This window comes from Robertmurraya sp. GLU-23 (assembly GCF_052983275.1).
In genome coordinates this window covers 1-26,356 of the sequence record NZ_JBRKCV010000002.1, presented here as the reverse complement: position 1 = coordinate 26,356, position 26,356 = coordinate 1, and the positions used below count along the sequence as shown (strand labels likewise).

Here is a 26,356-nt window from a genome sequence, read left to right as displayed (position 1 = left end):
CTCAAATCCCTCACAGATTCAGCCGTCTAAAGGCTTCATGCCCCATATTATAAAGAAGCACATTATCGTATGCAAATAAGCGCTGTATAAAATATGCTATAAAAAAGAAGCCCTCAAAACACGAGGACTTCTAGGTACTTATTGGTAATCATCCATAGGGTTATATAGTGTAATATCTGGATTTTTTTCTTGGAACCAGCGAAGTGCAAAATCGTTTTCGAAAAGAAATACTTTCTTATCGTAACGGTCCTTAACTAAAAGGCTTCGACTGCTAGAAAGATTCTCATTAATTTCTTCATTTTCAACCCAACGGACGATTTTCGAACCTAATCTTTCCATTAATACTTCTGCATTGTACTCGTTTCTCATCCGATGCTCGAACACCTCAAATTGTAGTTGACCAACGGCCCCTAACAAATAATCATCTGTTCGAACGGTACGGAAGAGCTGAATGGCACCTTCTTGGACAAGTTGCTGAATTCCTTTATGAAAAGACTTTTGCTTCATTACGTTTTTAGCTGAAACTCGAACAAACAGTTCAGGAGTAAACTGAGGAAGCTTTTCATATTGAAAGTTGTTTTTTCCAACTGTCAAAGTATCTCCAATTTGATACGTACCTGGATCGTACAAACCAATAATATCTCCACTAACCGCTTCATCAACCGTATTTCTGTCATCAGCCATAAACTGTGTTGATTGAGAAAGCTTCATTGACTTTCCTAAGCGTGGGATATTGACTGTCATCCCTCTTTCGAATTTCCCTGAACATACACGTAAAAAGGCAATTCTATCCCTATGAGCAGGATTCATATTGGCTTGAATCTTAAAAACAAAACCTGAGAATTCCTCTGATAATGGATCAATTTTTCCTTCTGTAGACTCCCGTGCTTGAGGTGCAGGTGCAAATTGAAGATATGTTTCTAGAAAAGTTTGAACACCAAAGTTCGCTAGGGCGCTACCAAAGAATACAGGTGTTAGTTCCCCATTTGCTATTCTTTCACGAGAAAATTCATTTCCCGCTTCATTTAATAGCATGATTTCCTCTAACGTTTGGTCATACAAGGAGTATTGCTTTAGTTTATGATCTCCTTCTATTTCTCCATCTTCATTTAACCCAACAAATCGTTCTTCCTCTTCCACACGGAATTGTTCAATTCGCTTGTAGAAACGGTCATATATACCGAGAAATTCTTTCCCCATTCCGATCGGCCAGTTCATCGGATATGATTCTATTCCCATAACCTCTTCAAGCTCAGCTAAAAGTTCTAATGGAGATTTCCCCTGACGATCAAGCTTATTGATAAAGGTAAAAATCGGAATACCTCTCATTCGGCACACTTTAAATAGCTTTAAGGTCTGCTCCTCTATCCCTTTTGCTGAATCGATAATCATGACCGCACTATCAACAGCTGTAAGAGTTCGATACGTATCTTCACTGAAGTCTTGGTGACCTGGTGTATCAAGAATATTCACTCGACAGTCATTATAATCAAATTGCATCACACTCGACGTAACGGAAATACCACGTTGTTTCTCAATTTCCATCCAATCGCTCGTTGCAAACTTACCCGTTTTCTTTCCTTTAACTGTTCCCGCATCACGAATGGCTCCACCAAATAACAATAACTTTTCTGTTAATGTCGTTTTCCCAGCATCCGGGTGGGAAATGATCGCAAATGTGCGACGTGATTGTACATCATCTTTAAAATTTTTTGCCATTATAGAATTTCCTTTCTTTCCTTACACAAATTCATCCATAACTTCAATCTTATCGTGACTGTATGAAGTTTGCAATCTGTTCTTTACAAAAGCAATCACAAACATATCATTATATTGATTTATTCATGAAAGTTCTTCCTTTTCAAGAAAATAATTTCTGCTATAATGAGATAGAAATCAAACTAAATAGGTAAGAATTGTAGGGGGACCGGTGAAGACCGGTTGAGAGTGCATCCAACTGATGCTGACCCTTTGAACCTGATCTGGATGATACCAGCGTAGGAAACATATTCTTTAAACAATAAATTTGTTTAAACATATGCGCCCGGTTCAAAAACTGCGGCGTTTTTTTGCGTCGAAAGGTTCAGTTCATATCCTACTTATACCATTGGAGGAGAAAGTAATGAAAAAATGGATAGTTGCATTTGCAGCTTCTGTATTACTCGCAGGATGTTCAGAAACAAATGAACAACAAACAGAAAAGGAGGAATCAAGCGCTGACTTAAAAAAAGTAACAGTTGTTCTTGATTGGACTCCAAATACAAATCACACAGGGCTATATGTCGCAAAAGAAAAAGGCTTTTTTGAAGACGAAGGTCTTGATGTGACCATTCAGATGCCTGGAGAAGCTGGTGCTGATCAACTTGTTGCTTCAGAAAAAGCAGACTTTGGTGTAGGTTATCAAGAGGGTATTACACAGGCAAGAGTTCAAGGGGTACCTCTTGTTTCTATAGCTGCAGTCATTCAACACAATACATCTGGGTTCGCATCACCGGCATCTAAAAATATTCAATCTCCTAAGGATTTTGAAGGAAAAACATACGGTGGCTGGGGCTCACCTGTAGAACAATCCATCATCGACTCCCTTATGAAGCAAGAACAAGCAGATGTAGAAAAGGTGAATATTGTAAACATAGGCGATGCGGATTTCTTTACTGCTGTTGAACGTGATATTGACTTTGCATGGATATACTACGGTTGGACAGGCGTGGAAGCAGAATTACGAGGAGAAGACATCAATATGGTTTACTTAACCGATTACTCCGAAAAGCTAGACTACTATACACCTGTGCTAACAACTAGTGAAAACATGATTAACAATGATCCAGAAACAGTAAAAGCTTTTGTGAAAGCCGCTTCAAAAGGCTATGAATTCGCTATCGACAACCCTTCCGATGCGGCGGATGTCCTAATCAAAGCTGCTCCAGAGCTTGACGCAGAGCTTGTAAAGAAAAGTCAGGAATGGCTTGCTACCAAATATCAAGACGATGCAGACCAATGGGGAGAGCAACGTTTAGAAGTATGGGAAAACTATGCTTCTTGGATGCTTGAGAATGGGTTGTTAGAATCAGAGTTAGAAGCAGAAAAAGCCTTTACTAATGAATTTTTACCACACTAGGAGTTGATCATATGACAAACGCACTTGTTAGTATACAAATTATCCCTAAGACAAAAAACGGTGAAAATGTGATTCCTTACGTAGATGAAGCAATAGCCATTATTGACGCGTCAGGAGTAAAGTATGAAGTTCATCCCTTAGAAACAACTATGGAGGGTGATCTTCAGGAACTTTTTGCAGTCATTACGAAAATGAATGAGAAGATGATTGAAATGGGAAGTAGCAATGTTATTTCACAGGTGAAGATTCTATATCAACCAGGTGGAATTAAAATGGATACACTTACGGAGAAATATCGTTCATGATACAAAAATTACAAAAAGGATGGAGACCAATTTTAGTTCTCCTCCTTTTATTCATTGGCTGGGAATTCACAGCAAGAATTACTGAGATTCCAAATTGGCTTCTCCCAACTCCTTCACAAATTTTTAACGAACTCATAAATGGTTGGGGCACTGTCTCTGTACACCTTACATCCACCATTCAGCTTATTTTTCTTGGCTTTGTTTCTGGAGTTACCGTAGGTCTGTTAACTGCTTTTATTTTACATAATATCCCTTTTTTAAAAGAGTCTTTATATCCGCTTCTTATTTTATCGCAAAATATACCCATTATCGTACTTGCTCCACTTCTTGTGATATGGTTTGGCTTCGGTTTATTACCCAAATTAATTGTTATCACTCTGGTTTGTTTCTTTCCAATTACCATTTCAGCCATGGATGGATTTCGCCAGGTTGCTGCAGATCTCTTCCATTATATGCGAATGGCAGGAGCAACAAAACGACAATTATTTTGGAAACTTGAATTTCCATTTGCCCTCCCTTCGATCTTTTCAGGGCTGAAAATTTCAGCCACTTACAGTGTCATGGGAGCCGTTATATCTGAATGGTTAGGATCTGAAAAGGGTATTGGAGTCTATATGACACTATCATCCTCATCGTTTCGAACCGATCGAGTGTTTGTTGCGATATTTCTCATTATGGTATTAAGTTTGTTATTTTTTATGATGATCAATTGGTTGGAGAGATTTATTATTCGTTGGAAAGCTGAGGGGAAAAATCGTGGAGCTTCTTGAATTACAAAATGTGTCTTTTTTCTATCGTAATAAAAAAATCTTAGATGATCTCAACCTCTTTATTAAGCACGGGGAGTTCGTAACGATTCTTGGTCCCTCTGGCAGTGGGAAAAGTACAATTTTCCAATTAATCGGTGGTCTGCAGGCTCCACAATCAGGGTCCATTATACTCGAAGGAAATGACATTACAGGTAACAGAGGACATATTAGTTATATGCCCCAAACCCCTTCCTTACTACCATGGCGCACAATCATTCAAAATGTTGTCCTTGGACAAGAGCTGCAAGCTAAAAAGGATTACGAATTGGCAGAAGATATGCTGCGAAAAGCGGGGCTATTAGAATATAGAAATGCTTTTCCTCACGAACTTTCAGGAGGTATGAAGCAACGGGTTGCATTTTTACGGGCACTACTTAGTCCGCAGCCCATCATCTGTTTAGATGAGCCCTTTTCTGCATTAGACGAATTAACACGTCAGGAAATGCAGTTATGGCTACTTTCGATTTGGGAACAGTACAAAAAAACCATTATTTTTGTTACCCATAATATAGAGGAGGCACTCTTTCTTTCCGACCGAATACTCGTATTATCCGATAAACCTGCAAAAATCAAACAAGAGGTTGTTGTTTCCTTCTCGCGACCAAGAAACGAGGAAATAATGTTCTCCGGGGAATTTCTTCAGTACAAAAAAATGATTCATGATTTTTTAAAAGAAAAGGTTGATCAGATATGAGAAAAATAATCGACTGCCACTTGCATCTAGATAAGTATGTAGATGCAGAGGTTCAGATAATGATGGAGACACTTGACGAAGTTGAAATGCTCATAAGCGTTTCCTATGACTTAGAATCATGCAAAAGGAACTCGTATTTTTCAAGGATATACCCTCATGTCAAATCAGCGTTTGGATACCATCCTGAGCAAGCAATAGGTTCAGATGAAGAAATGGCAGACCTTTTTCAATGGGTGTACTCACATTTTGATGGATGATAGCGGTTGGAGAGGTTGGCCTCCCCTTTTACTTACGGACTTCTACTTCCTGGAATTCCTCTCTGGAACCGTATCTAGAATTACTCGAAGAGTGGGTAAAGCTGGCTAACAAGAAAAACTTGCCTATCTCGCTTCATGCAGTTTATGATGACGTGCCAACCGTTTGCGCTATGTTAGAAAGGCATAGTATCGAAAATGCTCATTTCCACTGGTTTAAAGGAGCTGATAAAGATATGGATCGAATCATTCAGAACGGATACTTCATCTCGCTTACTCCTGACCTTTTTTACGAAGAAGAAATTCAACATATCGCAAAGCGCTTTCCCCTTTCACAGATCATGGTAGAAACAGACGGTCCTTGGCCCTTTGAAGGACCGTTTAGCGGCAGAATGACACATCCTAACATGATTCATCAAACAATAAGACAACTTTCTGAATTGAAAGCTATCTCACCGGAAAAGACATATGAAACACTGTATGTAAATACAAAACATTTCTTTCGTTTATAAAGGAATGAAGGTGAGGAACCCCACCTTCATTCTTTTTTGTTACCACTTAAAGCAAGCAGCACCAACAATGATTAATAGGATGAAAAGTACTACGATTAGCGCAAAACCACCGCCGTACCCAACGCCACCAACTGCTGGAGCAGTATAGCCGCAACCGCTGTAAGGATATCCGTATCCGTACATATCTATTCCTCCTTTACTATTTTCCAATTAAATTAGTAACCGTATCCGCCGAAGCCCCAAGAAGCACCGATGATAATTAAAAGGATAAATAAAACTACTAACAGAGCGAAACCTCCGCCGTATCCACCAAATTGTTCTGACATTTAAATTACCTCCTTAGTTGTAAGTCAATATATCCTATGTAAGAAACCCAAAATGTGCGAATAGTCAAACGCCCTTTTTTAGGTAAAAAGCGGAGGCGGCTTGTACAGGGGCGACAGGGATTTCAAACTAGTTTAGGCTTTACCCAAAACAAGAGCCTCCCTAATTGGGGAGGCTCTTGTTTCTACATGATCGGTCTCATTTCATAATTATTAATAATAGATTCTTTCATTTCAGCAAAATTATATTCGTATTGAATCTGATTTGGCAAGGGAAGTTCAATCCAACGATATAGACCAAATTGAGTAATTTGTTCTTTATAAATTGGTCGACAATTTTCTAATACACTTACATTGAAGGATTCAAAACCATCCAATTGAATTACTTCTTTAAGTAATTGCCTTTTCATTTCGAGACTCGTTACTTCTTTCTCCTTCTTGGAAGGAAGATGAATAACAATTTTTTCATCTTTTATTTGCTCCAAAATCATTAATTTTGATCTAGAAAGCTTCTTTAGCATTCTATTAATTTTCCAAAGAGAGACACCATCAATCGTTTTAAAAATTAACGCCATATTTTTTTTCATCTTTTCCATTTCCTTTATTTCCTCATTTTCGTATGTATGCATAACATATCACAATTTGTCGATTTTAAAAATTGGACAATTGACCTAGCAAGTACTTGTCGTTTTGTTTTTCTTATTCAAGATCAGGACGTTTGTTGTATGTTTCTATCATACATTACCAATATTGTTGTACATTTACCTTCTAATTTTAAAAAAACCATTCTAAAGTAGTTTAATAGATTTTATGAAAAAAGGAAACTTCCATCTTATTCCTGCATAGATTTAAAGGTAGATAGAAGTAAAGGCGGAGAACAAAAGTGAGTCGATTGAAACGATACATGACATATAAACCTTGGGTCAGTTTGAAAATTGTTTTCTTACTAGTTTGTCTCATCGTACTTTTCCTTTTAGTAGCAAAGCTTTACGTTAATAATACTAACGTTACTGATCAACCTAAGATTGACGAACCAGGGGAAAAAATCATCATCATCTTACCGAGTGGGAAAAAAGTATATACGTATGAAAACTTGATTGTATATGAGAACGGAAAACTGTACTACAAAGGAGATCGATCAGAGCTTGATTTAACCGGTGGAATTGTCAAATATGAAGATTGGGATTAAAAACGAAAAGCCATCCATCGATGGCTTTTCGTTTTTATATTTTATAGTTTACTTTAATAACATTTGCTTTTTTTAATGTATCGTAAACAATAACGATAGCCGGGCCTAAAAATAAACCAAGAAAACCAATAAGCTTAAATCCTATATAAAGACTTACTAAAGATGCTAGTGGTGAAATCCCTAGACTGCTCGAATATACCTTCGGCTCAATGATCCTTCTTATTACTGTGATTAACCCGAATAAAATAATTAATCCTACTCCTAGCAATTGATTTTCCTGTAATATTGCCACAATTCCCCAAGGGACTAGAACAGAGCCTGTACCCAAAATAGGTAATATATCTACAATGACTATTAATAATGATAAAAGAGTTTTATTTGAAACACCTAAAATCCATAATCCTGTGAATGCCATCACAAAGGTAATTACACTTAAAAATAGCTGAGCCTTTATAAAGCCAACCCCTGCCCATGTAAGCTGATTGATGACAAGGGATGCTTTCTTTAAACTTCCCTCTGTTAGATGTCTTTTTATATTCTCTTTTAATCTAGGTAGCTCTAATGAAAACAGGAATAAAGCAACCAAGTATACTAAAAATTCAATTAAAAAACCAGGTATGGCTGTTAATAAAGATATGATGGTTTCAAACATAGTTTGTAAGAAGGCATCTAAGGAAGCGATACTTGACTCTATCGTGTTTTCCATCGATTTTAACACTTCTTCTGGAAGTGTTTGTAAATATCTTTCTAAACTACCCATTATTGGTAAAATGGTACTCCGATAAAAATCCTTTACAAAAGTCGGAGTGCTCTCTGATAAACGAAGAGTTTGTTGAATGACTAAAGTAAAAAAGTGGTAGCCAATGATTACTAAACCTAATATGTACGTTAAGAATGATGCTAATACCGCATGCACTCGTGCAATCTTAAGTTTATTTTTATAAAACTCAACTAATCCTTCTAAAAATATAGCTGTAACTAAAGCAAAAACTAATGGTAAACTATACGGCAGTAAGAAAAATCCTACACTGCACAAGATGATAATGATAAGAAGCTTTTTTAGCATGTATTTCTCTCCTACTTTCCTTCCATAGTATTAGTATACAGCCATTTTCATATGGAAAAAAGAGTTAACATGAAATAAATATAAATGGACAATGACCCCTTCTAATAAATGGATCGATTGTCCTTTACCAACTCATTATATTTGCTTAGAAAACTGTGATAAATACTTAAAATTTAAACGACTGTGTTGGTGAATTAAGTGAGCAGATCTCGTGGCATCTGTTTTTCTCAAAGTATTAAGGGCTTTAATCATTTCTTCCGCGGTACCAATTCCAATCCCATGACCAAAGTATTTATCTTCACCTAGAAATACAACATTTTCTCCAATCCAAACCGGATTATGATAATCTGGATTGTAAAAATACATCACATCCCCCGGAATAAAATCTGATCCCACTTTTGTGATAATGCCTAGATCCTCATCATAACTCCAATCCCATACGAGTAGATGATTAAAAAGACGATTAAAAGCTCTTTCGTCAATGGATTGAAGAACAGCATAATAAAATATTACAACGATGGCTGTCGAGCATTCAAACCCGTACTCTGACCCATTATGAAAAATATCTTTTATTGCATCAGATGGTAGCACATTTGGCTTAAGCATATAACCTCTTGATGTTTTTGACCAATATACAGAGTGGAACTTTGACGTTTGAAATACGGAAAATTCCACTTCACTTTCGTTCAATGCATTAGCACTATTTATCATATTTTCTCGTAACATCAATTCAAATAAAAGTTCTCTACTATGAACATATCTATGCACTTCACTACTATTCAGTAAGAAGTGAAAATTTTCTGCTTGTTTGCTGGATAATTGAAAAGGGGGTGTCTCTACATTCATTCCCGCAACGATAATCATAAATCCTTGATCTCCTTTCTCCATTACTACATGCTATGCTTCGATGGGAAAAGAGGCCCCTTATAACGTAAAAAGGGGGCATTCGCCCCCTTTCCTTACGGTTTTAATATAATTTTCAAGCAATTTTCTTTCTTTTTATTAAATAACTTATACGCTTTTTCACCATCAGCTAAAGGTATGTGATGGGTGATAATATCATTAACCTTTATTTTCTCTTTACTCACTAACTCGTAAAGGAATGGCGTATTTCGTATTGCCGGGGCAAAGCCCATTTTCAGTGTAATATTTCTGGCAAAAAAATCACCCAAAGGAAATCCATTATACCTAAGACCATACACCCCAACAAGTTGTACAACTCCTCCTTTTCTAACAACTTGGCTCGCCATCTTAATTGCTGTAAGGCCGCCCCCTTGCAGAAAAAGTGCCGTTTCGAAAAGTTCAACCGGTGTCATTTTACCACTTGCTCCCACACAATCAATAACAATATCTGCTCCCCCTTTGGTTATCTCTAACAAAAGGTCCGATAGCTCATATATCTCCTCAAGATTGAATACCTCTACCCCATTGGTTCTTTTTGCATGTTCCAATCGATACGGAATTCGATCAACGGCAATAACTCGGTTCGCTCCCTTTAGCCAAGCAATCTTCTGTGTTAACAATCCAATCGGACCGCATCCTATTACTATAACCGTATCACCTGGCTTTACATCTGCATTCACTACTCCCCAGTAGGCAGTTGGGAGTGCATCAGCTAAGAGAACTAAAGCATCATCTTGTAGCTCATTGTCATCAGGCACTCTAAACCGAGTGAAATTTGCGAATGGAACTCTTAACCATTCTGCTTGGCTTCCAGAATAATCTCCGTACAGACGTGAACAACCAAACATGGCACCCGCTTCTGGCTTTTCCTCTTTATTCGCAAGATCACACTGGCTTTCTAGACCATTTTCACAGTAAAAACAATGTCCACAAGCAATATTAAAAGGGATAACCACCTTATCACCCTTTTTTATTCCAGTTACTTCTTTTCCGATTTCTTCAACGATTCCAACTGCTTCATGTCCAATAACATAATCCTTTTCAAGACTTGGGATCATTCCATGGTATAGATGCAAATCTGAACCACAAATCGAAGATGCAGTAACTCGCACAATGATGTCATCTGGAAGCTGAATGACTGGATCAGGTACATTTTTCACTTCGACATGTAATAAGCCTTGATAAGTTACAGCCTTCAACTTATTCACCCCTTCTAATCAGTGAGAGTCAGCAAGTAGTGAATAAGTGCATCCTGCTCTGATTCAGAAAACCCTGTTGTTTGATCTACCCAAAAAGAGTGTCCTTTACCAGTGACATTCGCTGTGAATAAACTCTTGTTCTTTGCATTGCTTTCAATCACTCTTTCTCTTAACCTTGAGTCAACCATCGCTTTTAGACTATGGTACGGATCAGGAAGCTTCCCTTGTAAAATGGTTTCTGTTACTCCAACCTCTCCATTTGAACCAACAGCAACTCCACCATCGTGTAAGTAAGGGGCACTTCTAGAAAGGTTATAAAGGCTTATCGTTTTGTAAGCTCCCTTTGTATTTGAAAAGCCCCAAGCTAGTTGAAGCAACTCCTCTTGTTCAGGTGTTGTTTTTATCACATTTACTTTCGGATTTTCAGGCAGGGGGACAGGCGTTCCATCTTCATATACTTTTGGTACATCGTGATAGTCCTTTAATGCCGAAAAACCCTTTGCACGTGAGGCATTTGTTTTTAGTTCCTCCACAGAAATCAATTTATTGCTCGTTGCAAAAGTCCCTGCATGGCAAGAAATACATCCTGCTTTTGTAAATACTCTTTCACCCTTCTCTGATTTTTCTTTATCCTTTTTTATTCCACTTGGTACCGGAGAAAGAGAATTCATGTATGCACTCATTGCATTTAATTGTTCATATACCTTATACCCAGCCGAGCTCGATAGGACCCCTACAGATGTCATATAGGAGGTTTTTGGATAGGTGGGAGATTTAGTCAATCTGTTCACTCCTGGTACTCCAGGGGTGGGGTCTACTTTCGCAAAAAATTCAGATGGCTTTTGCGAAGACTTTCCATCGTAACGATACTTTGGATTCGCAGCATTTTGTAAAACGGTTCCCAAGTATACTTCCTTATCTATTTTCATCGTATACTTACTTATCTCAGAGGCTGAGACCGCATCCATATTCTGTGAATGGGCATTATTAATCGCTGCGGAAATCCCATTAAAAGGACCGATTTGACCTTGTCCGCTCCACCCAAATGGGCGATCACCATTCGTCATCGCATCAGGAACTTGAACAGGATTATTATGTAAATCAATGGTTGTGTCATTACTCCCTGCAGGCCATTTAATAAACTCTGTATCCACGAATTTTTCAAACTTATCTATATCAGGTAAGGTATCTTTTGTTCCATTCGATGTTTCTATTTGTGCAGAACTTTGACTAATAAACTTTTTAATATCCTCTAATTCTGTATGAGTAAAATAGGAGGCTGTGTTGGTACCCATCGCAAGAGCAAGACCGATTTGCAAATCCGTATTCGGGACTCCCTCCATAATTTTCCCCTTTTCATCAACTGTAGCATGACAGGCAGCACAGCTAACACCTGCTTTTAATCTCCCTTCATCAAACACGACCTTGAATCCAACTGGGACCTTAGCCCCCTTAGCCACATCCAGACCCGTATCAATGAAGTCACCTTTTTTTATGCTGAAATCACCAGCTGAAAAATCTTTATACGCTTCAACCCTCAGGTTATTCGTTCCTTCCCCATTTAATTTTAAGATTGCCTTTCCAATGTTCCCCAGTGTTAAAGCTCCGTTAAACATACCTAAAACATCTGAAAAAAACACTTCATTTCCAAAGGTCTCTTCGTAAAATAATTTTCGCCCTAATTCTATCTGTTCTGGTGTCCCCATCTCCACTTGGCTTGACATAGAAGCTATTTTCGATTTTTTTTCTGGCTCCCTTACGTCTTCTGCTTCTGGCACAAAGGCAAAGTCAATGGAAACATTTGTTAATGTATAGATAGCAACACCGAAGATAAGCATAATTACTCCAAACAAAATTAAAAATTTTCTCATTCAGCACCTCCATAGCAAACATATTATTTGCCCTATGGAGCTTTACGATACAAAAAAAAGACGCAATGATTATGCGTCTTCCCTAAAAACTATTAACCACAATCAATTGATCTCTTTTTAGACCGATAGGTGATACAGGGTAACGTTTATATAAGACAGGTAGCTTGATATCCTCTAGCTCACCTTCGTATAAGAAACTTCCGTAAATACTACCACCAAGCTCTTTAACAACTTCTTGAAGTATATTTACACGCTTAGAGTTTTCATTTATAACCGCTTTTAAACTCAGCCATTCTTCCTTGTTTTGCAGTGGAAATACAGCTAATCGAATCCTTGGATTATTCTCATTTTCATTTTGAGTTTGATAGCTATATCGATCAACTTTTTGCAAGGGTTGTTTTTGTTGTTCAATCTGTACTAAATCTTCAATCATAGCACTTGCAGTAGCCTTTGAACCAGCTCCTGGTCCTTGGAGCATAAGAGTCCCAACCAAATCGGTCTTAATAACTATGCCATTGTCTACCCCCTCCACATTGTAAAGAGGATGTTCGGTACTTACAAACGTTGGCTTTACGGTTGCCTTGATTCCCTTATCCTCTTTTTTCAAAGTGGCCAAAAGCTTTAACCTTAATCCATATCCCTCACCTAAGGCAAGATCTTCTAATGTGACTTCTTCAATCCCAATTCTTTCAACCTTTTCCCAGTCGGGCTGCTCATGGTAGATTAAACTACTTAAAATCATTTGCTTATAGAATGCATCTCTACCAGAAATATCACTTTCTGGGTTAGCCTCTGCGTAACCGAGTTGTTGTGCCTCTTGAAGGCATTCTCTAAAGCTTAATTTTTCATTTCTCATTTTCGATAAGATGTAATTGCTTGTTCCATTCAAGATACCTTCTAGAACTAAAATCCCATTCACTTGGAGGAGTTGAATAATCGTTCTAAGTAAAGGAATTCCCCCCGCAACGGCTGCCTCAAACGTTAAGAACTTACCTTTATTTAAAGCATATTCCGTAAGCTCCTCACCACGATTTGCAAGCAATTCCTTATTTGCACTTATAACATGACAGCCCCGATCTAAAAATAACTTTGTATAGGAATAGGCTGGTTCAATACCAACAATCGCTTCAAACACATAGTCTATTTTCGGCAGAGCTAAGATTTCGTCAATCTTTGTAGTGACAATAATATTTTGCGGAAGTTGGCGTTCCTTTTCTGACTTCACTAATATACCAACAATTTCAACCTTTTTACCAATTACATGTTCTAGCTTCTCCTGATGAGTATGAAGGATGGAATCATAGACACCTGAACCTACCGTACCAAATCCTAAAAGAACCACTTTCACCGTTTCCATCATATTTTCCTCCTCTGATAAAATAAAAAACCCTCTTCTAAAGAAGAGGGTTTATTGTTATCATCTCTTCTTATCTGTCAAAGCACGATTGCTTTGCAGGAATTGGCACCGTGTTTTCTATAAATAGAAAATCGGTTGCCGGGTATCATCGGGCCAGCCCCTCCACCACTCTGGATAAGAAATCCAATATTAAATTCATTTATGGATAATAATAGCACAAACTTTTTTTAAAAGTAAAGAAGATTTATAGAATCTTACCATTTTGCCATAAGATTATATATATCTTGAAGAGTCTCATATCCCTTTTGCTGAACTTTATCAATAAAAATACACCAAAGAACAGCCGTCAATTTAGCGTCTCCTAATGCGTGATGTCTGTCCAATACTTCTATCCCATATCTCTCGCAAATATCCTCAAGCTTGTTTTGAGTTAATTCTGGATCGGCAACTCTTGATAGAAATGATGTATCAATGATGCGATGTTTTTGAGGGGCTTTGAATTGTTTCCAGTTCGCTGCTTGCAAGAAGTTTTTTTCATGATTTGAATGGTGTGCAACAAGTGGCGTCCCTCTAGCAAAGTGATAAAAATCCAGAAGAACATTTGATAACGGTGGTGCACTCTTTAGTTCCTCTTCAGAAATTCCTGTTAATTCCTTCACCTGGAGTGGAAGTTCTTTATCATATTGAACTAAAGAATAAAAGGATTCGGCTTCCTTCACATACGCACCTTTTGTCTTTATAGCACCAATAGACAAAATTTCATCGCCTTTTTCAGGAAAGAAACCCGTTGTTTCAAGGTCAAAAACCGTCACCTCTAATTCAGACAATGGAACCAGTAAAGCATTCTCTGAATTCAGTTCTTTTTGAATTTGACGCAAAAAGGCAACATGCTGACCGTTTTGTCCTTGTAAGCCACTATATACATTTGTCCCAAGCTTCCCCTGGATTCCCCTCACAAAATGAATAAACGGTTCAAACGCCATGGTTTCCACCCTTTTCAATCATTCTTTGTACGTATTGCTGCAGCTTCTTTCCATCCTTTAGTATCTTTTTAATTAGTTTTTGATTATCTTTCGTAAGTTTTTTTACATACAAGTAGTGAGAATCATCATAAGAAGACGTTAATGAAAGGTACTCTAATCGAAACTGGAGAAGTTGCGAAAAATTCTCCAAGTAATGAGATAAATCCTCATACTTTTCTAATTTGTTTAGCTCTTTTAATCTGCCTATCGTACTAGTCTCAATTATCCCTTCTTTCCATGCCAATAGCCGAATTGCATTCACATATGGTATAAAAGCAGAATACTTCAAATCAATAGATCCAGCATGAATTCCCTTCTCCTCAACAATGATTTGTCCTAGGGGACCAATCGTCTTTTTGACATGTTTAACATTTTCTAATAATCGGCTTAAAAATTGAGGGTGGGAGTGACTATATTCGTGAATCACGTTTTTTAGATGATAAAGGAGATCAGGGTCACCTACAAGTTTTCTAGCATCATAGAAAATCTGCAGATTACGAATCGAAACCCAACTGCTCTCCTCCATCCAACTTACCACCTGTTTTTTCCAACTCGAAGCTGTTTGACACCATAGTGGATTTGAACTCATTACCTTGCCATCACAGAAGGGGTAACCAACTATCTGTAGTCCAATTGATAATTCCTTTCCTAATTCACTAAAATAATAACCTGCCTCTCGACTATTTTCTTGGAAAATAATCCCATGATCTTGGTCACTTATTAATCCTTGTTCAAATCGTCCCCCACTACCTGTAATAAACCATACAAAGGCGCACGGAGGTTCAGCAGTCATTCGGGCACTCGCAGTCTCAAATACCTTTATCATAATCTCGTCGTGAAACTTATTTAGAGATTCTGAATTTGATAAATACCCTGCAACATGAGTTTCTTTCCATAATTTTATTGATTCATATGAACTCAAATCTTACACGCCCTTTAAGTAGATAAGGAAAGCCCCATAAAATGAGGCTCTCCTTATTAATTATGAAGAAACTTTTTGGTTTTCACTAGTTAAAAATACTTCTGGATAACCGTAGCTACCATGTTCACTTACATCTAGACCCATAATTTCTTCCTCTTCAGTAACACGAAGGCCACCGATTACTTTCTTTACAATCGCAAGGATAGCGAACGATACTACAAACGCGTATAGTCCAGACACCCCAACACCCATTGCTTGAACTCCAAGTTGTTCTAATCCACCACCATAGAATAACCCTGGCTTACCAACTGTTGCTAATTCTGGTGTTGCAAAGAACCCTGTAGAAAGCGTTCCCCATACTCCTGCAGCACCGTGAACAGATAGTGCAAAAATCGGATCATCAATTTTACGTTTTTCAAAGAATCTCGCACTATAGAATACTAGAATTCCAGCAACAAATCCGATAACAACCGCTGCCCAAGTATCAACGAATGCGCATGATGCTGTAATAGCAACCAGACCTGCTAGTGCACCATTTAAAATTGTTGGAATATCTGACTTCCCTAATACAACCCAGGAAATAATTAGTGCTGCCACCGCACCAGCACCTGCAGCTAAGTTCGTATTAAGTGCTACAAATCCAAAGAATCCAGCGTCAACGGAAACAGTACTACCAGCATTGAATCCAAACCAACCTACCCAAAGAATAAGAACACCTAATGCTGTAAATACTTGGTTATGTCCATAAATATTGTTTGCAGATCCATCTTTATTATATTTCCCAATACGTGGTTTTAATAGAATAGTAGCTGCTAATGCCGCCATAGCTCCCGTTAAGTGAACAACTGTTGAGCCAGCAAAGTCTTGCTTTCCATGTTCTGCTAACCAGCCACCGCCCCAGATCCAATGAGCAACTACCGGATAAACTAATGCAGAGAACAATAATGTAAAAATTAAATATACGGATAATTTCGCACGTTCAGCAAAGCCACCAAGAGCAATTGTAATAGCAATTCCTGCGAATGCTAATTGGAATAAAAAGAATACCGAAGAATTTAGCGCTAAATCTAATTCTGCCCCACCGTAGAAAAAGTTAGATAAACCTACAAAGAAGTTAGCATTGTCACCAAAAATAAATCCAAAACCTACTGCCCAGAATACTAGTGACGATAAACCGAATGTAAAAATGGTTTTACCAGCAATATGACCCGCGTTCTTCATTCGAGTGGAACCAGCTTCTAGCATGATAAATCCACCGATCATGAAGATAACTAACACCGCCGATACCATTACCCAGAGACTATTCATTAAGTAGTTTACATCCATTTTTCTTTTCCCCCTTATAATTGTTGTGTAACTTTACTTAACATTATAATGTCATAAAATATAACATTAGTTCGATTAAGTTTATTTTAAACCATATCTATAAAGAGTCAATAATATTTACAAACATTCTTAAAATACCATGTAAGATAATCTAACAAAACTTTAATGTAACCCCTTTCTATATCGTTCGACAACAAAAAACACCATCTTCCACAAGGAAAATGGTGTTATTTCGTGCTTATTTCATCAACGAGCTTTTCAGCTACTCGGCGATAATGATTACTAATATTTATTAGGGAGGCGATTAGGAGAACATTTTTTAAATAAAGATTAGCTTCTTCCGTGGTATCTTCCATCTCTTCAATCACATCTTGCCAGTGTGATTTTACCTCTTCGTTAAAAGATGTAACATTCTTCATGGCCAAATTTAGATAGGATGAATAAAATTTCTCTAAATCCAGATTACCCGCTTGAATACCGTCGTTCAAACCAACTAATGTAGTCTTAATATCATTAATAGACAAGCCACCCTTAAGCTGAAATATGAGGCTAATGAGTATAAGGTGTTCCTTTGAATACTTCTTATTTTTTATTGGAATAAACAATTTATCCTTTGCGTAATTGTTTATCATCGTTTTCGTTAATAACTTCTCATCTTTATTTCTTTTCGTATCATTAAATTTCTGATCAAATAATTGAATCACTTGATCCATATATAAATCAATTGCTGGAATGTCATCCATTGTAATTTGTTGCTGCAATCCTAGCTCGTCAATAAGCTCATCAAGATGTTTCATAATAATCTCCCTTTTCGTTTATATACATTTCAATTTTACTTCACAATTCATTATTAGTAAATGTTGACTAGTTGTCGCAATACGTATACTATATTAAGTAGTTATAAAAACTACATATAAAAAGGAGAGAAGCACATGCTTTCTTATATTAGAGAACCTATCAATGGTCTTACCCATTTAGCCGGAGCCATTCTATCGTTTATCGCCCTCTTAGCGTTGGTGATTAAAGCTTCCTTAACAACGAGCTCCGCTTTGGCAATTACATCTGTTATCATTTTTGGGATAAGTATGATATTGCTTTATTCAGCCTCAGCCACATATCACATGGTTGTTGCAAAAGATTCGGTCATTGCTTTTCTGCGAAGGCTTGATCACTCAATGATTTTTATTCTCATTGCAGGGACATATACTCCTTTTTGTTTAATTAGTCTAAATGGATTTACCGGTTGGCTTCTGTTTACTATTATCGTGTTTGCTGCTCTTTGCGGCGTTTTATTTAAAATGATTTGGTTTAATTGTCCTCGTTGGTTATCAACAGTTATTTATATTGTAATGGGTTGGATGGTAATCTTTGTCGCTTCTCCCCTTGCAGATATTTTGAGCAGTTCTGGTTTATTCCTACTTGTTTTAGGAGGAATTTTTTATACAATTGGCGGTATTATTTACGGAGCGAAACCTAAATTTCTTCAATCACGTTTTATGGGGTTTCACGAGATTTTTCATATTTTCATCATGCTCGGATCGACTGCTCACTTCCTATGCGTGTATATGTATGTACTATAAAAATAAATCGAAACAATAAAAGCCATTATCCATACACAGATAATGGCTTTTATCTAAATATTACATCATACTTGGAGGTATTTTTCCCGCTGTATCTTTTAGTACAGCAGGAGGTGTATCATGAATATAAGGTGGTGCAGGGTTTAATTTTGGTTTTTTGGCAAGAGGTACTGGATTTTCAACATATTGGAATACTCCTTCACCATCCATACTTGGACCACTAGCCCATCGACCACTTGCACTTTCATTTCCTGCGGATAAATTAAACAACACATGTGATACTTCTCTTTTCTCCAAATTACGTGGGAACGTGCTTGGAACCACAACATTTTCTTTAGCTTCTAGCTCCTTAATGGCTGCAATCCACTGATTTTGATGCATCGTATCACGAGCGATTAACCAGGAAAGCATATCCTTAACTCCTCGGTCATTCGTCATTTCATACAATCTAACTACCTGTAATCTTCCTTGAGATTCAGCAGTTAAATTGGCTCTAAAATCAGCTAATAAATTTCCGCTAGCAATAATATAATCTGCCGTCCATCTATTCCCAACACTATCGGCTGGCATTGCACCCAGACCTGAAACAATTGCGTGTTGCGGGTTCATCCCTCCTAAAATTGCACCAATTACCGGATCTTTAGCAGCCTCCTCTAAATCACCTACCGGAGCTCCGTCCAAAAGCCTAGCAATCATAGTGGCTAACATTTCAATATGAGCTAATTCTTCAGCTCCCGTATCCATTAATAAATCCTTATATTTTCCGTTTCCACGCACATTCCATCCTTGGAATAAATATTGCAAAGCAACAGATATTTCACCGAATTGTCCACCTAGCACTTCTTGCAGATTTTTAGCAAAGAGCGGATCCGGTCTTTCAGGCTTGGCTTGATATTGAAGTTCTTTCACATGATAAAACATTGAGTCACCCTCCAACTTATGTGGCTATCTATAAATTCCTTATAAAACCGCAATGTTATTGTATGGTTTCATTAGGTATTGGGTGACTGTCCATAAATATCAATTTAGGAAATTAAAAAAGCTCGAAACCTAAATAACAAGGTTTCGAGCTTTTTTAGTATAACCTGTGAGGGACTTGAACCCCCGACCCCCACCCTGTCAAGGTCTACTACTATATTATCTACCGTTACCTCTTGTTACCGATAATGCCCATAAACCCTTATATATCAGGGTTTATGGCCATTTTTATTAAAGTATGTTATCTATGGTATTTGATAGTTATCTTAAGTTTGATGCCAAAATGATGCCACAGATACTTATTATTTCTATTAACTACACATTACTCTGTCTGTAAAATCTCCACCATAGTTGGTCTCGGTTAATAAATAAAAAAATATTTTTTACTTTATTTATGATATGCCACCGTGATTTTTTAAATTATATTTCGCATATGCTATACATACTTGTTTAAGCTTATTTTGATTTCTGCCATTTCTTTATTTCCATTAAAATTCTTCCGTATTCAAAATGCCTTGAATAGACAAAGATGATGTCGTGAAGAGCTACTGGTTCCTTGGAGAAAAGTTATTAAATCACTTCATTTGTAAAATAAGGGTTTTGCATAAACCTTACAACTACTTACTTTAAGGTTTTTAGATTACCTACACATTGACATCTAGGCATTAATTATTATCATTTTTTATCTCTGCAATTACATTTTCATAGTTTGAATCCAGAATAGCTTTCGGATCCTGATTATATCCAAGCTCCTCTTGTGCATATACCGATACACTACTAGAAAGATAGTCATTCAATAATCTGTCAGTAATATATTTATTACTATGCAGGACTTCTGGTACATCACCACTTATTGCCTTAACTAAATGATGAGTCCATATTCCATTATTCAAGATGTCGCTTGAATAAGAGCTTTGTCCTGGTTGGCAAGATAGAAATGTTGCATAGTATGGAAACTCACTTGTAAGCAATATTATTTCCTCATCATTAATATGAGTAATAGTATTTCGCTCATTTTCATCCTGGAAGCTTTGTGCACAAGCATCTATAAAAATAAGTGCATTTTTACATCTAGATTTTAGTAAAGGATCAAGTAAAATCTTACGTAATGAAACTGCAGTTTCAGTAATGCTGTTTCTATGCATATCGTAAGTTGATAGATAATTCGTAATACCATTATGGAAACCATGTCCCACATAATAAAAAACTATGCGATCTTCTTCTGTTAATGAATAAAATAAACTTTTAAAATCATACTCTAGACTACTTTTCAACGCTTGTTCATCTATAAACATGTATATATCATTTTCATCTACACCCATCGATTTCATCAACACTTCTTTAAATTTAAGTGCATCATTAGTAGCATATTTTACTTTAGGTATTTGATTCCTTTCTCTAGGAGCATAGTTTTCTATTGCAATAATAATCGCTATAGTTTTTCTATAACTAGAAACACTTAATTTAGTTTTATACTCTGATGTCTTTTCTTCTAAAACACTATTAAATTGTTCTCTGATATACTTTTGGTTGTCTAACAGAATATCATTGCCTGCTTTTTCTGTTTTAATCACAAAAATGGATTTTTCTCCACTTTTTAACCAATCATAAGTTACTGTTGGTATTGGGGAAAGGAGGGAAATTGCTTTTTTTGTAATTTCAACAACCTGAAAATCAGTACTAAGTCCAACAATATCATTTGATGTCGGTAAAATATCTTTAAGTCCAAAAATCAATGTTCCTCCATTCGTATTAGCAAAAGATGAAATAATTCTCGCTATTTTTTGTGGAACATATGGAACAGCATTAAATTCTAATACTTCAGATTTAGGGTTGTTTAGTAATGTTTCAAGTTCATAGTCTGTAATTTCAATATTTCTTATAGGTATTCTATTAATTCCTGTTTTTTTCAGGAGTTGCCCCAACGTTATTTGTTTAGGGATGTTGATACCATCCTCATACCAAAGTTCAGCGTCTACATATTCAAGAACATCAAATTCAGATGTGTAATAAATTAGTACTTGATCATTATCTGATGGCCTGGCTACTACAGTTATTTCATTCCCATTTTTTGTTATGCCACCAATAATGCTATTTGCAATTTTATAAGAATGTGAACAGTCGTAATCCGGTAGTCCATTCAGATGTTTTATTACATTAGTTACTGATCTTGTTATAAGTTTTTCTATATGCTTCAATCGATCATAATCAGGCCTTGATAAATGAAAGAATTCTGGAGGTACCTTTTTTCCAGTGATTGCAGCCTCAATATCTGCAAAAGAATCTATTTTTTGATTCTTTGCTGCAGAATCAAAATTATTTTTTAATTCTAGAACTTCTTCTGGTATGTCGAGATTTTCTTGCATAAAATAGTTTTGAATCTCAACATTATTAGATCTTAGTAAAAAATCTAATTTTTTATCATGTGCAACCAGATGAAAATAACGGCATAAAACTTCTGATAACTTTAATAATACACTATTTGCATTCCAAGGATTCGTTACGTAAAGGCTTGTCTCATTAAAATGAATATTCACGCTCTTAATAAAATCAATACCCTTATATGAAATTTTCAGCTCTTCTGCCTGTAAAATTTCTAATGCTTCAATTTTATCTTGAAGTTGTTCTAAACTGTCTAGAGTATTTTCATCACTTTCTTCATTTTTAATCCATGTTTTAAAATATGGACTAATAGTTTTCAACAGATTTTTCAGGTCCGAACACACTTCTCCCTGAGTTTGAATAAGCTCAAATTCACTTTGTTTCAATAACTTAACTTTAAAATAATTTAAGAATTTCTCTAGATTTGGATTTTTTTTATTTTCTGCATTAAGCATTAAAAAACAATACTGGTCTTGAAAGATAACTTCGTTTCCATCTAAGAAATATTTTAGAGAATTACATTCAGTGAACTTTTGTTTCGTATTTAACAAGAATCCCGTACTAGCCCATTCTTCAACTTTCGTAATATCATCTGTACTCCAATTAACACATTGATCTAATAACGCAGAGTAGATAGTTTGTATTTTCCTGTAATTATCATTCTTGATCCTTCCTTTATCATCAGTATCTAATGAAATTTTACTTAGCAAATCTAAATAGTCTGCTAATTCTAAGTTTGTTCGAAAATTTAAAAAAGCTTTCCAATCTGGAGATAATTCAGGTCCATTGAATACAGGTAAATATTTTCCGGCAATAGCCTTTACCTCTTCTGTATTAAGAAGTACAGAAGAGGCAGTTTCGCATTTTTCCGAAAGAGTAGGAATACATTGTATGTTTTTAACAAACCATGGAACAAAGTTTTCGACTTCATCACCACTTGTCCGCCCAGGTCTATTCTCATGCCCCCAATATGCAATTGCTGGTGCTTTGATAATGTCTGGGGAATAGTTTTCTATATAATCAGACCAAAATTCGAAAGCAAACTTTGGGTTATTTTCTGTAAGTTGAATATAGTTCATAGTTATTAAGTTGCTGTAACTATCCGCTGTAAAAGTAGTTTGAAAAGGGGTAAACTTTTTATCCTTAGTTTTAAAATATTTATCATTAAACCCTACATTGATTAAGTCTAATCTAGAAAGTCTATTTGTGTATGGTAATGTTAGAATTCCTTCATGAACTCCAAGTATTTTAAAAAAACGTTTCCATTCATCCTTTTCAATGACATTTGTACAGTACGATTCATCGACAAAAATATCTTTGTCTATTATTTTCTCAATTTCTAACCTTGGTTTATAATAATCTGATAGGAAACAATCCTTGGCTGAAGACAAGGAACCTCTTTGAGTAAGAAGTTTTATTCTCGATAATTGTCTGATCAAATCTTCTTTTAGATTTCCCTTTATATACAAACTAAACAAATCTCGGATTGTTTGTAGGGCATTCTGTGGTGTTATGTAACTATCGATATTCGGTATAATAGTCTGAGTTATATAGGTGATATCCGTCTTTTCTTTTACTCCTAAACTCTCTAGCCAATGTCTACTTTCTGAATCCTTAAAAAGCCAATTCTGCAACTCTCGATGCAAAAAAGATAAGTCACTGTTAGGATTATCCCAGTTTTGATCATCTGCTGTAGGAAAGCATACTTGGTGTGGATAATTAATGCAATTTTTATGATCCCAAATAAATGGAAGTCTCATAAGTACTTCTTTTGTAATATCTTTAACTGTATCAGATTCACAGAGTTTCCTAAAATGTCTTATAAGTTGAATATTATAAGATGTTGAATGTGAATTAATAAAATATACCGAGGAAAGAAAAGCATGGAGGTCTTCCCATTCAAAACATGAAGAACCAAGCCTTTTTAATTCAAAGAAAAAACTTGAATTTTTAGCAAATTGTTTTGATTGACCAACTTCTTTTATTTTTCCCCCATTAATAAATTTCTTAATAGGTTCTTCACCAACAAAATTTTTCTCAGATAGATATGTAAAATCAACTATTGTGTCTTCAATTTTAATTAACTGCCCTTCTCTAGAAACAACAAATGGAATATTTTTTAGAGCATCTTTAATTCCTTCATTAAATTTCTTGCCCAGTTCGTTAGCAAAGGTTTGCTTAGGTATTAATTGATATGCTTGAAAATGAAACTCAGTTTTCACTAATTTAGAGATCCACTTAAAAATCTCAATAGCAATTGTTTTAAAAAGCCATTGATTCCATTTTGAATCAGCATGAAGTGACTCACGATTAGCAGTGGTTAGAAAGCTTGTATTAACAAGTACTGGCAAGGAATACTTAGTTTCATCAGTTGGTAGATATGAATACAGAAGTTTTTCTTGATTAGAAAGTTTAGTAATACCATCACTACCCACTTTGGCAGCTAACGATAACTCTATAACATCAGCATTCAGTAATTTCTCTGGAATATTTCGTTCATCTTTTAGTGAAGTCTTTACGTCACTCGGGACTGGTAAGTTTATAGTATTCATCAACCAGGCGACGTTTGAACTGTTACCTTTCTTTAAAGTGATTCTATCATTTTCTCTTCGATTAATTTCAACTTTAACTGATTCTGTTATTTCAAAATTAATCTCAGAGATATTTTTAAGAAATAAAAACATGTTTAAATTCTGAGATAGATTTTGAGCAGCCTGACTCGTTTCATTCACATTTTTCATTTGAATTATTGTTGCAACATTTGCATTAATATCTTTAAGAAATTGATTAATTGGCTCAAAAACTTCATTTACTTCAGTATATATTGGGATTATTTGCCACGGGAATTGGAATTCTCGGTCATTATTTTTCTCCCAAATTATCTTTGATTCTTCCCATTTCCACTCAAATGAATGAGAAGAATCAAATCTAAAATATTCATCTTTTGTAAATATTGTTACTTTGTCAGATTGTCCAAAAACCGATTTGAAACCAATCCCTTTATATCCTGTTTTCGTCAAATCTGACTTTTTGGTGCCATTATTTACATTACAAATTCCTTGAAGATCACGAGTAGTGAAGGGGCTCCCTGAATGAGCAACGACTAAGTTATCGTCAAAAATTTTTATCCATACTTTAACATCTTCATTTTCTTGAGAAGAATCGTCTGCATTTTGTAAAAGTTCATAAATAAATCGCTTTGAATCTGTATATAAGTCACCTGATAATGCGTTAAGTGAACTTGCTTGGTTTACAGCTTGACTAGGATTTGCATAGTTGGTGTTGACTAAAAAAATCTTTTCAATGTCTGGCTTTAAACTCATTTTAATCCCTCTTTCGCTTGTGGCACATTGCATAGAAATAATCAATCTATCCACGATCTTCATTTAATATCTGTATTTCATTAACTCCAATAATAAACCCCATAAGATCACATGTAAATTCCTTCCTTAATAAAACTATAAACACAAAAAAAGAAGACTTAATATAAAATAGGTCTCCTCATTCAAGTATGATTAAATTTTAATTCCATATATTTTATTTCAAATTTAAATTGATCTACTTAACATGAATATGGATGTTTATATTAAAATCCAATGTTCTAATAATTTCCGAACACTTATAATAATGATCACCGTATCAATCTATAGACAAAGTTTTTAAAAAGAGGCACAGTCTCACCTAAATACGATGTCCCTTGGTTTAATTCACTTCAAATAGTCTCCAATTATGTTGCAGTTCCATAGTAAGCTACCTTACTATCTCCACTTTATCATCTACACGTATATATCTGATACAACTCTCATTTTCGGGAGAGATACCTGTAATTTTGAAAATCCCAACGAATCTATACCTATTAAAGCCAAGATTATCTTTGTACTTTGCAAAGACTGCTCTTTCTCGATCGAGGTTAACCTCATTTATATAATTACCTTTTCTTTCTTCAACAATTGCACCATCTTGATGAGATTCATCAATAGATGACCAGTCCTCAGCCAAGAAGTTAAGCCAACCACCAGCTACTGATTTGGCATCTCCATTTATAGTAATTGATAGTTTAGGACACCATATCCACATTTTATCTCTCACCTTGAAAAAACTCCTTTGATACCTCTTCGATTTTTTTCCAAATACAGTGTTTGCAATGTCCTTTATATCCATGAACGCTACATCGTCATAAATGGATAAATACTTTTGTTGTTTCAATTTAGTTAATTCCTCTTCGTATGTTTTCCATTTCAATGTAGTTTTTGAAGCCTTATTTTTGATAGCTGATACAACCAGATCGATGCTATCGTTAATCTCTTCTAACGATTTGGTAGCATCAATTCTAAAGAATTGAAAATGTTTGATAGACTCCTCATTAACAGCAGAAATAATATCATCCATTCTTAGCCTATCTTCCTTTTGATTATCTTGATTGTATTTGGCAAGTAAAAATTGTATTAAACGGCAATTAAAAATGTTACTTGCCAATACTCTCTATTTCCTTAACTTTGTAATAATGATTCCTTCATCCGATTACTAGGTCCTTTAAATACTACTA

The 26,356-nt window shown here is 35.8% G+C and carries 24 protein-coding genes and 2 riboswitches; of the genes, 8 read left to right on the top strand and 16 right to left on the bottom strand.

Going from position 1 to position 26,356, the window contains the following annotated elements:
* Positions 1-138 precede the first annotated feature (138 nt).
* Positions 139-1,719 (bottom strand): peptide chain release factor 3, encoded by a 1,581-nt coding sequence (locus tag ACVBAX_RS04440; RefSeq protein ID WP_430773702.1) that lies wholly within the window; start codon positions 1,717-1,719, stop codon positions 139-141.
* Positions 1,720-1,910: 191 nt separating this feature from the next.
* Positions 1,911-2,021: riboswitch (TPP riboswitch) on the top strand.
* Positions 2,022-2,122: 101 nt separating this feature from the next.
* Between ACVBAX_RS04440 and ACVBAX_RS04435 the strand changes: the two genes are divergently transcribed.
* From ACVBAX_RS04435 to ACVBAX_RS04410, 6 genes are read left to right on the top strand one after another with little or no spacing between them, the layout of a single operon-like run.
* Positions 2,123-3,118 (top strand): ABC transporter substrate-binding protein, encoded by a 996-nt coding sequence (locus tag ACVBAX_RS04435; RefSeq protein WP_447116055.1) that lies wholly within the window; start codon positions 2,123-2,125, stop codon positions 3,116-3,118.
* Between the two features lie 11 nt (positions 3,119-3,129).
* A complete protein-coding gene (locus ACVBAX_RS04430) occupies positions 3,130-3,423 on the top strand; it encodes a thiamine-binding protein (RefSeq protein ID WP_430773700.1) in 294 nt (97 codons plus the stop codon).
* Positions 3,420-4,193, top strand: a complete 774-nt coding sequence (locus ACVBAX_RS04425) for an ABC transporter permease (RefSeq protein WP_447116054.1) — start codon at positions 3,420-3,422, stop codon at positions 4,191-4,193. Before ACVBAX_RS04430 ends, ACVBAX_RS04425 begins: the two co-directional genes overlap by 4 nt.
* Positions 4,180-4,926 carry an ABC transporter ATP-binding protein gene (locus ACVBAX_RS04420; protein ID WP_447116053.1) on the top strand — a complete coding sequence of 249 codons (747 nt, stop codon included), beginning with the start codon at positions 4,180-4,182 and terminating at the stop codon, positions 4,924-4,926. The genes ACVBAX_RS04425 and ACVBAX_RS04420 overlap by 14 nt, the downstream gene beginning before the upstream one ends.
* Positions 4,923-5,183 carry a TatD family hydrolase gene (locus ACVBAX_RS04415; RefSeq protein ID WP_447116052.1) on the top strand — a complete coding sequence of 87 codons (261 nt, stop codon included), beginning with the start codon at positions 4,923-4,925 and terminating at the stop codon, positions 5,181-5,183. Before ACVBAX_RS04420 ends, ACVBAX_RS04415 begins: the two co-directional genes overlap by 4 nt.
* Entirely contained in the window at positions 5,180-5,692 is a 513-nt protein-coding gene (locus ACVBAX_RS04410) for a TatD family hydrolase (RefSeq protein ID WP_447116051.1), read from the top strand. The genes ACVBAX_RS04415 and ACVBAX_RS04410 overlap by 4 nt, the downstream gene beginning before the upstream one ends.
* 39 nt (positions 5,693-5,731) lie before the next feature.
* On the opposite strand, the gene ACVBAX_RS04405 is transcribed toward ACVBAX_RS04410, so the two are convergent.
* The 3 genes from ACVBAX_RS04405 to ACVBAX_RS04395 all read right to left on the bottom strand — a co-directional run bounded on the left by ACVBAX_RS04405 (position 5,732) and on the right by ACVBAX_RS04395 (position 6,611).
* The gene (locus ACVBAX_RS04405; protein ID WP_447116050.1) at positions 5,732-5,875 is read right to left on the bottom strand and encodes a YjcZ family sporulation protein; all 144 of its coding nucleotides are present in this window, start codon (positions 5,873-5,875) and stop codon (positions 5,732-5,734) included.
* A gap of 32 nt (positions 5,876-5,907) precedes the next feature.
* Complete coding sequence (locus tag ACVBAX_RS04400; protein ID WP_084362151.1) at positions 5,908-6,018, bottom strand: YjcZ family sporulation protein; 111 nt, start codon at positions 6,016-6,018, stop codon at positions 5,908-5,910.
* A gap of 182 nt (positions 6,019-6,200) precedes the next feature.
* The gene (locus ACVBAX_RS04395) at positions 6,201-6,611 is read right to left on the bottom strand and encodes a hypothetical protein (protein WP_447116049.1); all 411 of its coding nucleotides are present in this window, start codon (positions 6,609-6,611) and stop codon (positions 6,201-6,203) included.
* Positions 6,612-6,898: 287 nt separating this feature from the next.
* Between ACVBAX_RS04395 and ACVBAX_RS04390 the strand changes: the two genes are divergently transcribed.
* Positions 6,899-7,204: a hypothetical protein gene (locus tag ACVBAX_RS04390; protein WP_447116048.1), complete on the top strand. Its 306-nt coding sequence runs from the start codon at positions 6,899-6,901 to the stop codon at positions 7,202-7,204.
* Positions 7,205-7,238: 34 nt separating this feature from the next.
* On the opposite strand, the gene ytvI is transcribed toward ACVBAX_RS04390, so the two are convergent.
* The 9 genes from ytvI to ACVBAX_RS04345 all read right to left on the bottom strand — a co-directional run bounded on the left by ytvI (position 7,239) and on the right by ACVBAX_RS04345 (position 17,667).
* Positions 7,239-8,270, bottom strand: coding sequence for a sporulation integral membrane protein YtvI (gene ytvI / locus ACVBAX_RS04385; RefSeq protein ID WP_430773692.1), 1,032 nt, complete (start codon positions 8,268-8,270; stop codon positions 7,239-7,241).
* 135 nt (positions 8,271-8,405) lie between these two features.
* Positions 8,406-9,134: a protein-glutamine gamma-glutamyltransferase gene (locus tag ACVBAX_RS04380; protein WP_447116047.1), complete on the bottom strand. Its 729-nt coding sequence runs from the start codon at positions 9,132-9,134 to the stop codon at positions 8,406-8,408.
* Positions 9,135-9,229: 95 nt separating this feature from the next.
* The gene (locus ACVBAX_RS04375) at positions 9,230-10,372 is read right to left on the bottom strand and encodes an alcohol dehydrogenase catalytic domain-containing protein (RefSeq protein ID WP_447116046.1); all 1,143 of its coding nucleotides are present in this window, start codon (positions 10,370-10,372) and stop codon (positions 9,230-9,232) included.
* Positions 10,373-10,386: 14 nt separating this feature from the next.
* Positions 10,387-12,243, bottom strand: a complete 1,857-nt coding sequence (locus ACVBAX_RS04370) for an electron transport protein (RefSeq protein ID WP_447116045.1) — start codon at positions 12,241-12,243, stop codon at positions 10,387-10,389.
* 82 nt (positions 12,244-12,325) lie between these two features.
* Positions 12,326-13,603: a homoserine dehydrogenase gene (locus ACVBAX_RS04365; RefSeq protein ID WP_447116044.1), complete on the bottom strand. Its 1,278-nt coding sequence runs from the start codon at positions 13,601-13,603 to the stop codon at positions 12,326-12,328.
* Between the two features lie 64 nt (positions 13,604-13,667).
* Positions 13,668-13,781: riboswitch (SAM riboswitch) on the bottom strand.
* A 73-nt stretch (positions 13,782-13,854) separates the two neighbouring features.
* Positions 13,855-14,583 carry an exonuclease domain-containing protein gene (locus tag ACVBAX_RS04360; protein WP_447116043.1) on the bottom strand — a complete coding sequence of 243 codons (729 nt, stop codon included), beginning with the start codon at positions 14,581-14,583 and terminating at the stop codon, positions 13,855-13,857.
* Positions 14,573-15,544, bottom strand: coding sequence for a DUF294 nucleotidyltransferase-like domain-containing protein (locus ACVBAX_RS04355; RefSeq protein WP_447116042.1), 972 nt, complete (start codon positions 15,542-15,544; stop codon positions 14,573-14,575). The genes ACVBAX_RS04360 and ACVBAX_RS04355 overlap by 11 nt, the downstream gene beginning before the upstream one ends.
* 60 nt (positions 15,545-15,604) lie before the next feature.
* The gene (locus ACVBAX_RS04350) at positions 15,605-16,870 is read right to left on the bottom strand and encodes an ammonium transporter (RefSeq protein ID WP_430773684.1); all 1,266 of its coding nucleotides are present in this window, start codon (positions 16,868-16,870) and stop codon (positions 15,605-15,607) included.
* A gap of 227 nt (positions 16,871-17,097) precedes the next feature.
* Entirely contained in the window at positions 17,098-17,667 is a 570-nt protein-coding gene (locus ACVBAX_RS04345) for a DUF1836 domain-containing protein (protein ID WP_447116041.1), read from the bottom strand.
* A gap of 135 nt (positions 17,668-17,802) precedes the next feature.
* Here ACVBAX_RS04345 and trhA point away from each other — a divergent pair, with 135 nt between their 5' ends.
* Entirely contained in the window at positions 17,803-18,450 is a 648-nt protein-coding gene (gene trhA, locus ACVBAX_RS04340) for a PAQR family membrane homeostasis protein TrhA (RefSeq protein WP_447116040.1), read from the top strand.
* 60 nt (positions 18,451-18,510) lie between these two features.
* On the opposite strand, the gene ACVBAX_RS04335 is transcribed toward trhA, so the two are convergent.
* The 3 genes from ACVBAX_RS04335 to ACVBAX_RS04325 all read right to left on the bottom strand — a co-directional run bounded on the left by ACVBAX_RS04335 (position 18,511) and on the right by ACVBAX_RS04325 (position 26,199).
* Positions 18,511-19,371, bottom strand: coding sequence for a manganese catalase family protein (locus ACVBAX_RS04335; RefSeq protein WP_430773680.1), 861 nt, complete (start codon positions 19,369-19,371; stop codon positions 18,511-18,513).
* A 722-nt stretch (positions 19,372-20,093) separates the two neighbouring features.
* Positions 20,094-25,133 (bottom strand): sacsin N-terminal ATP-binding-like domain-containing protein, encoded by a 5,040-nt coding sequence (locus ACVBAX_RS04330; protein ID WP_447116039.1) that lies wholly within the window; start codon positions 25,131-25,133, stop codon positions 20,094-20,096.
* A 427-nt stretch (positions 25,134-25,560) separates the two neighbouring features.
* Positions 25,561-26,199, bottom strand: coding sequence for a hypothetical protein (locus tag ACVBAX_RS04325; protein ID WP_447116038.1), 639 nt, complete (start codon positions 26,197-26,199; stop codon positions 25,561-25,563).
* Positions 26,200-26,356 lie beyond the last annotated feature (157 nt).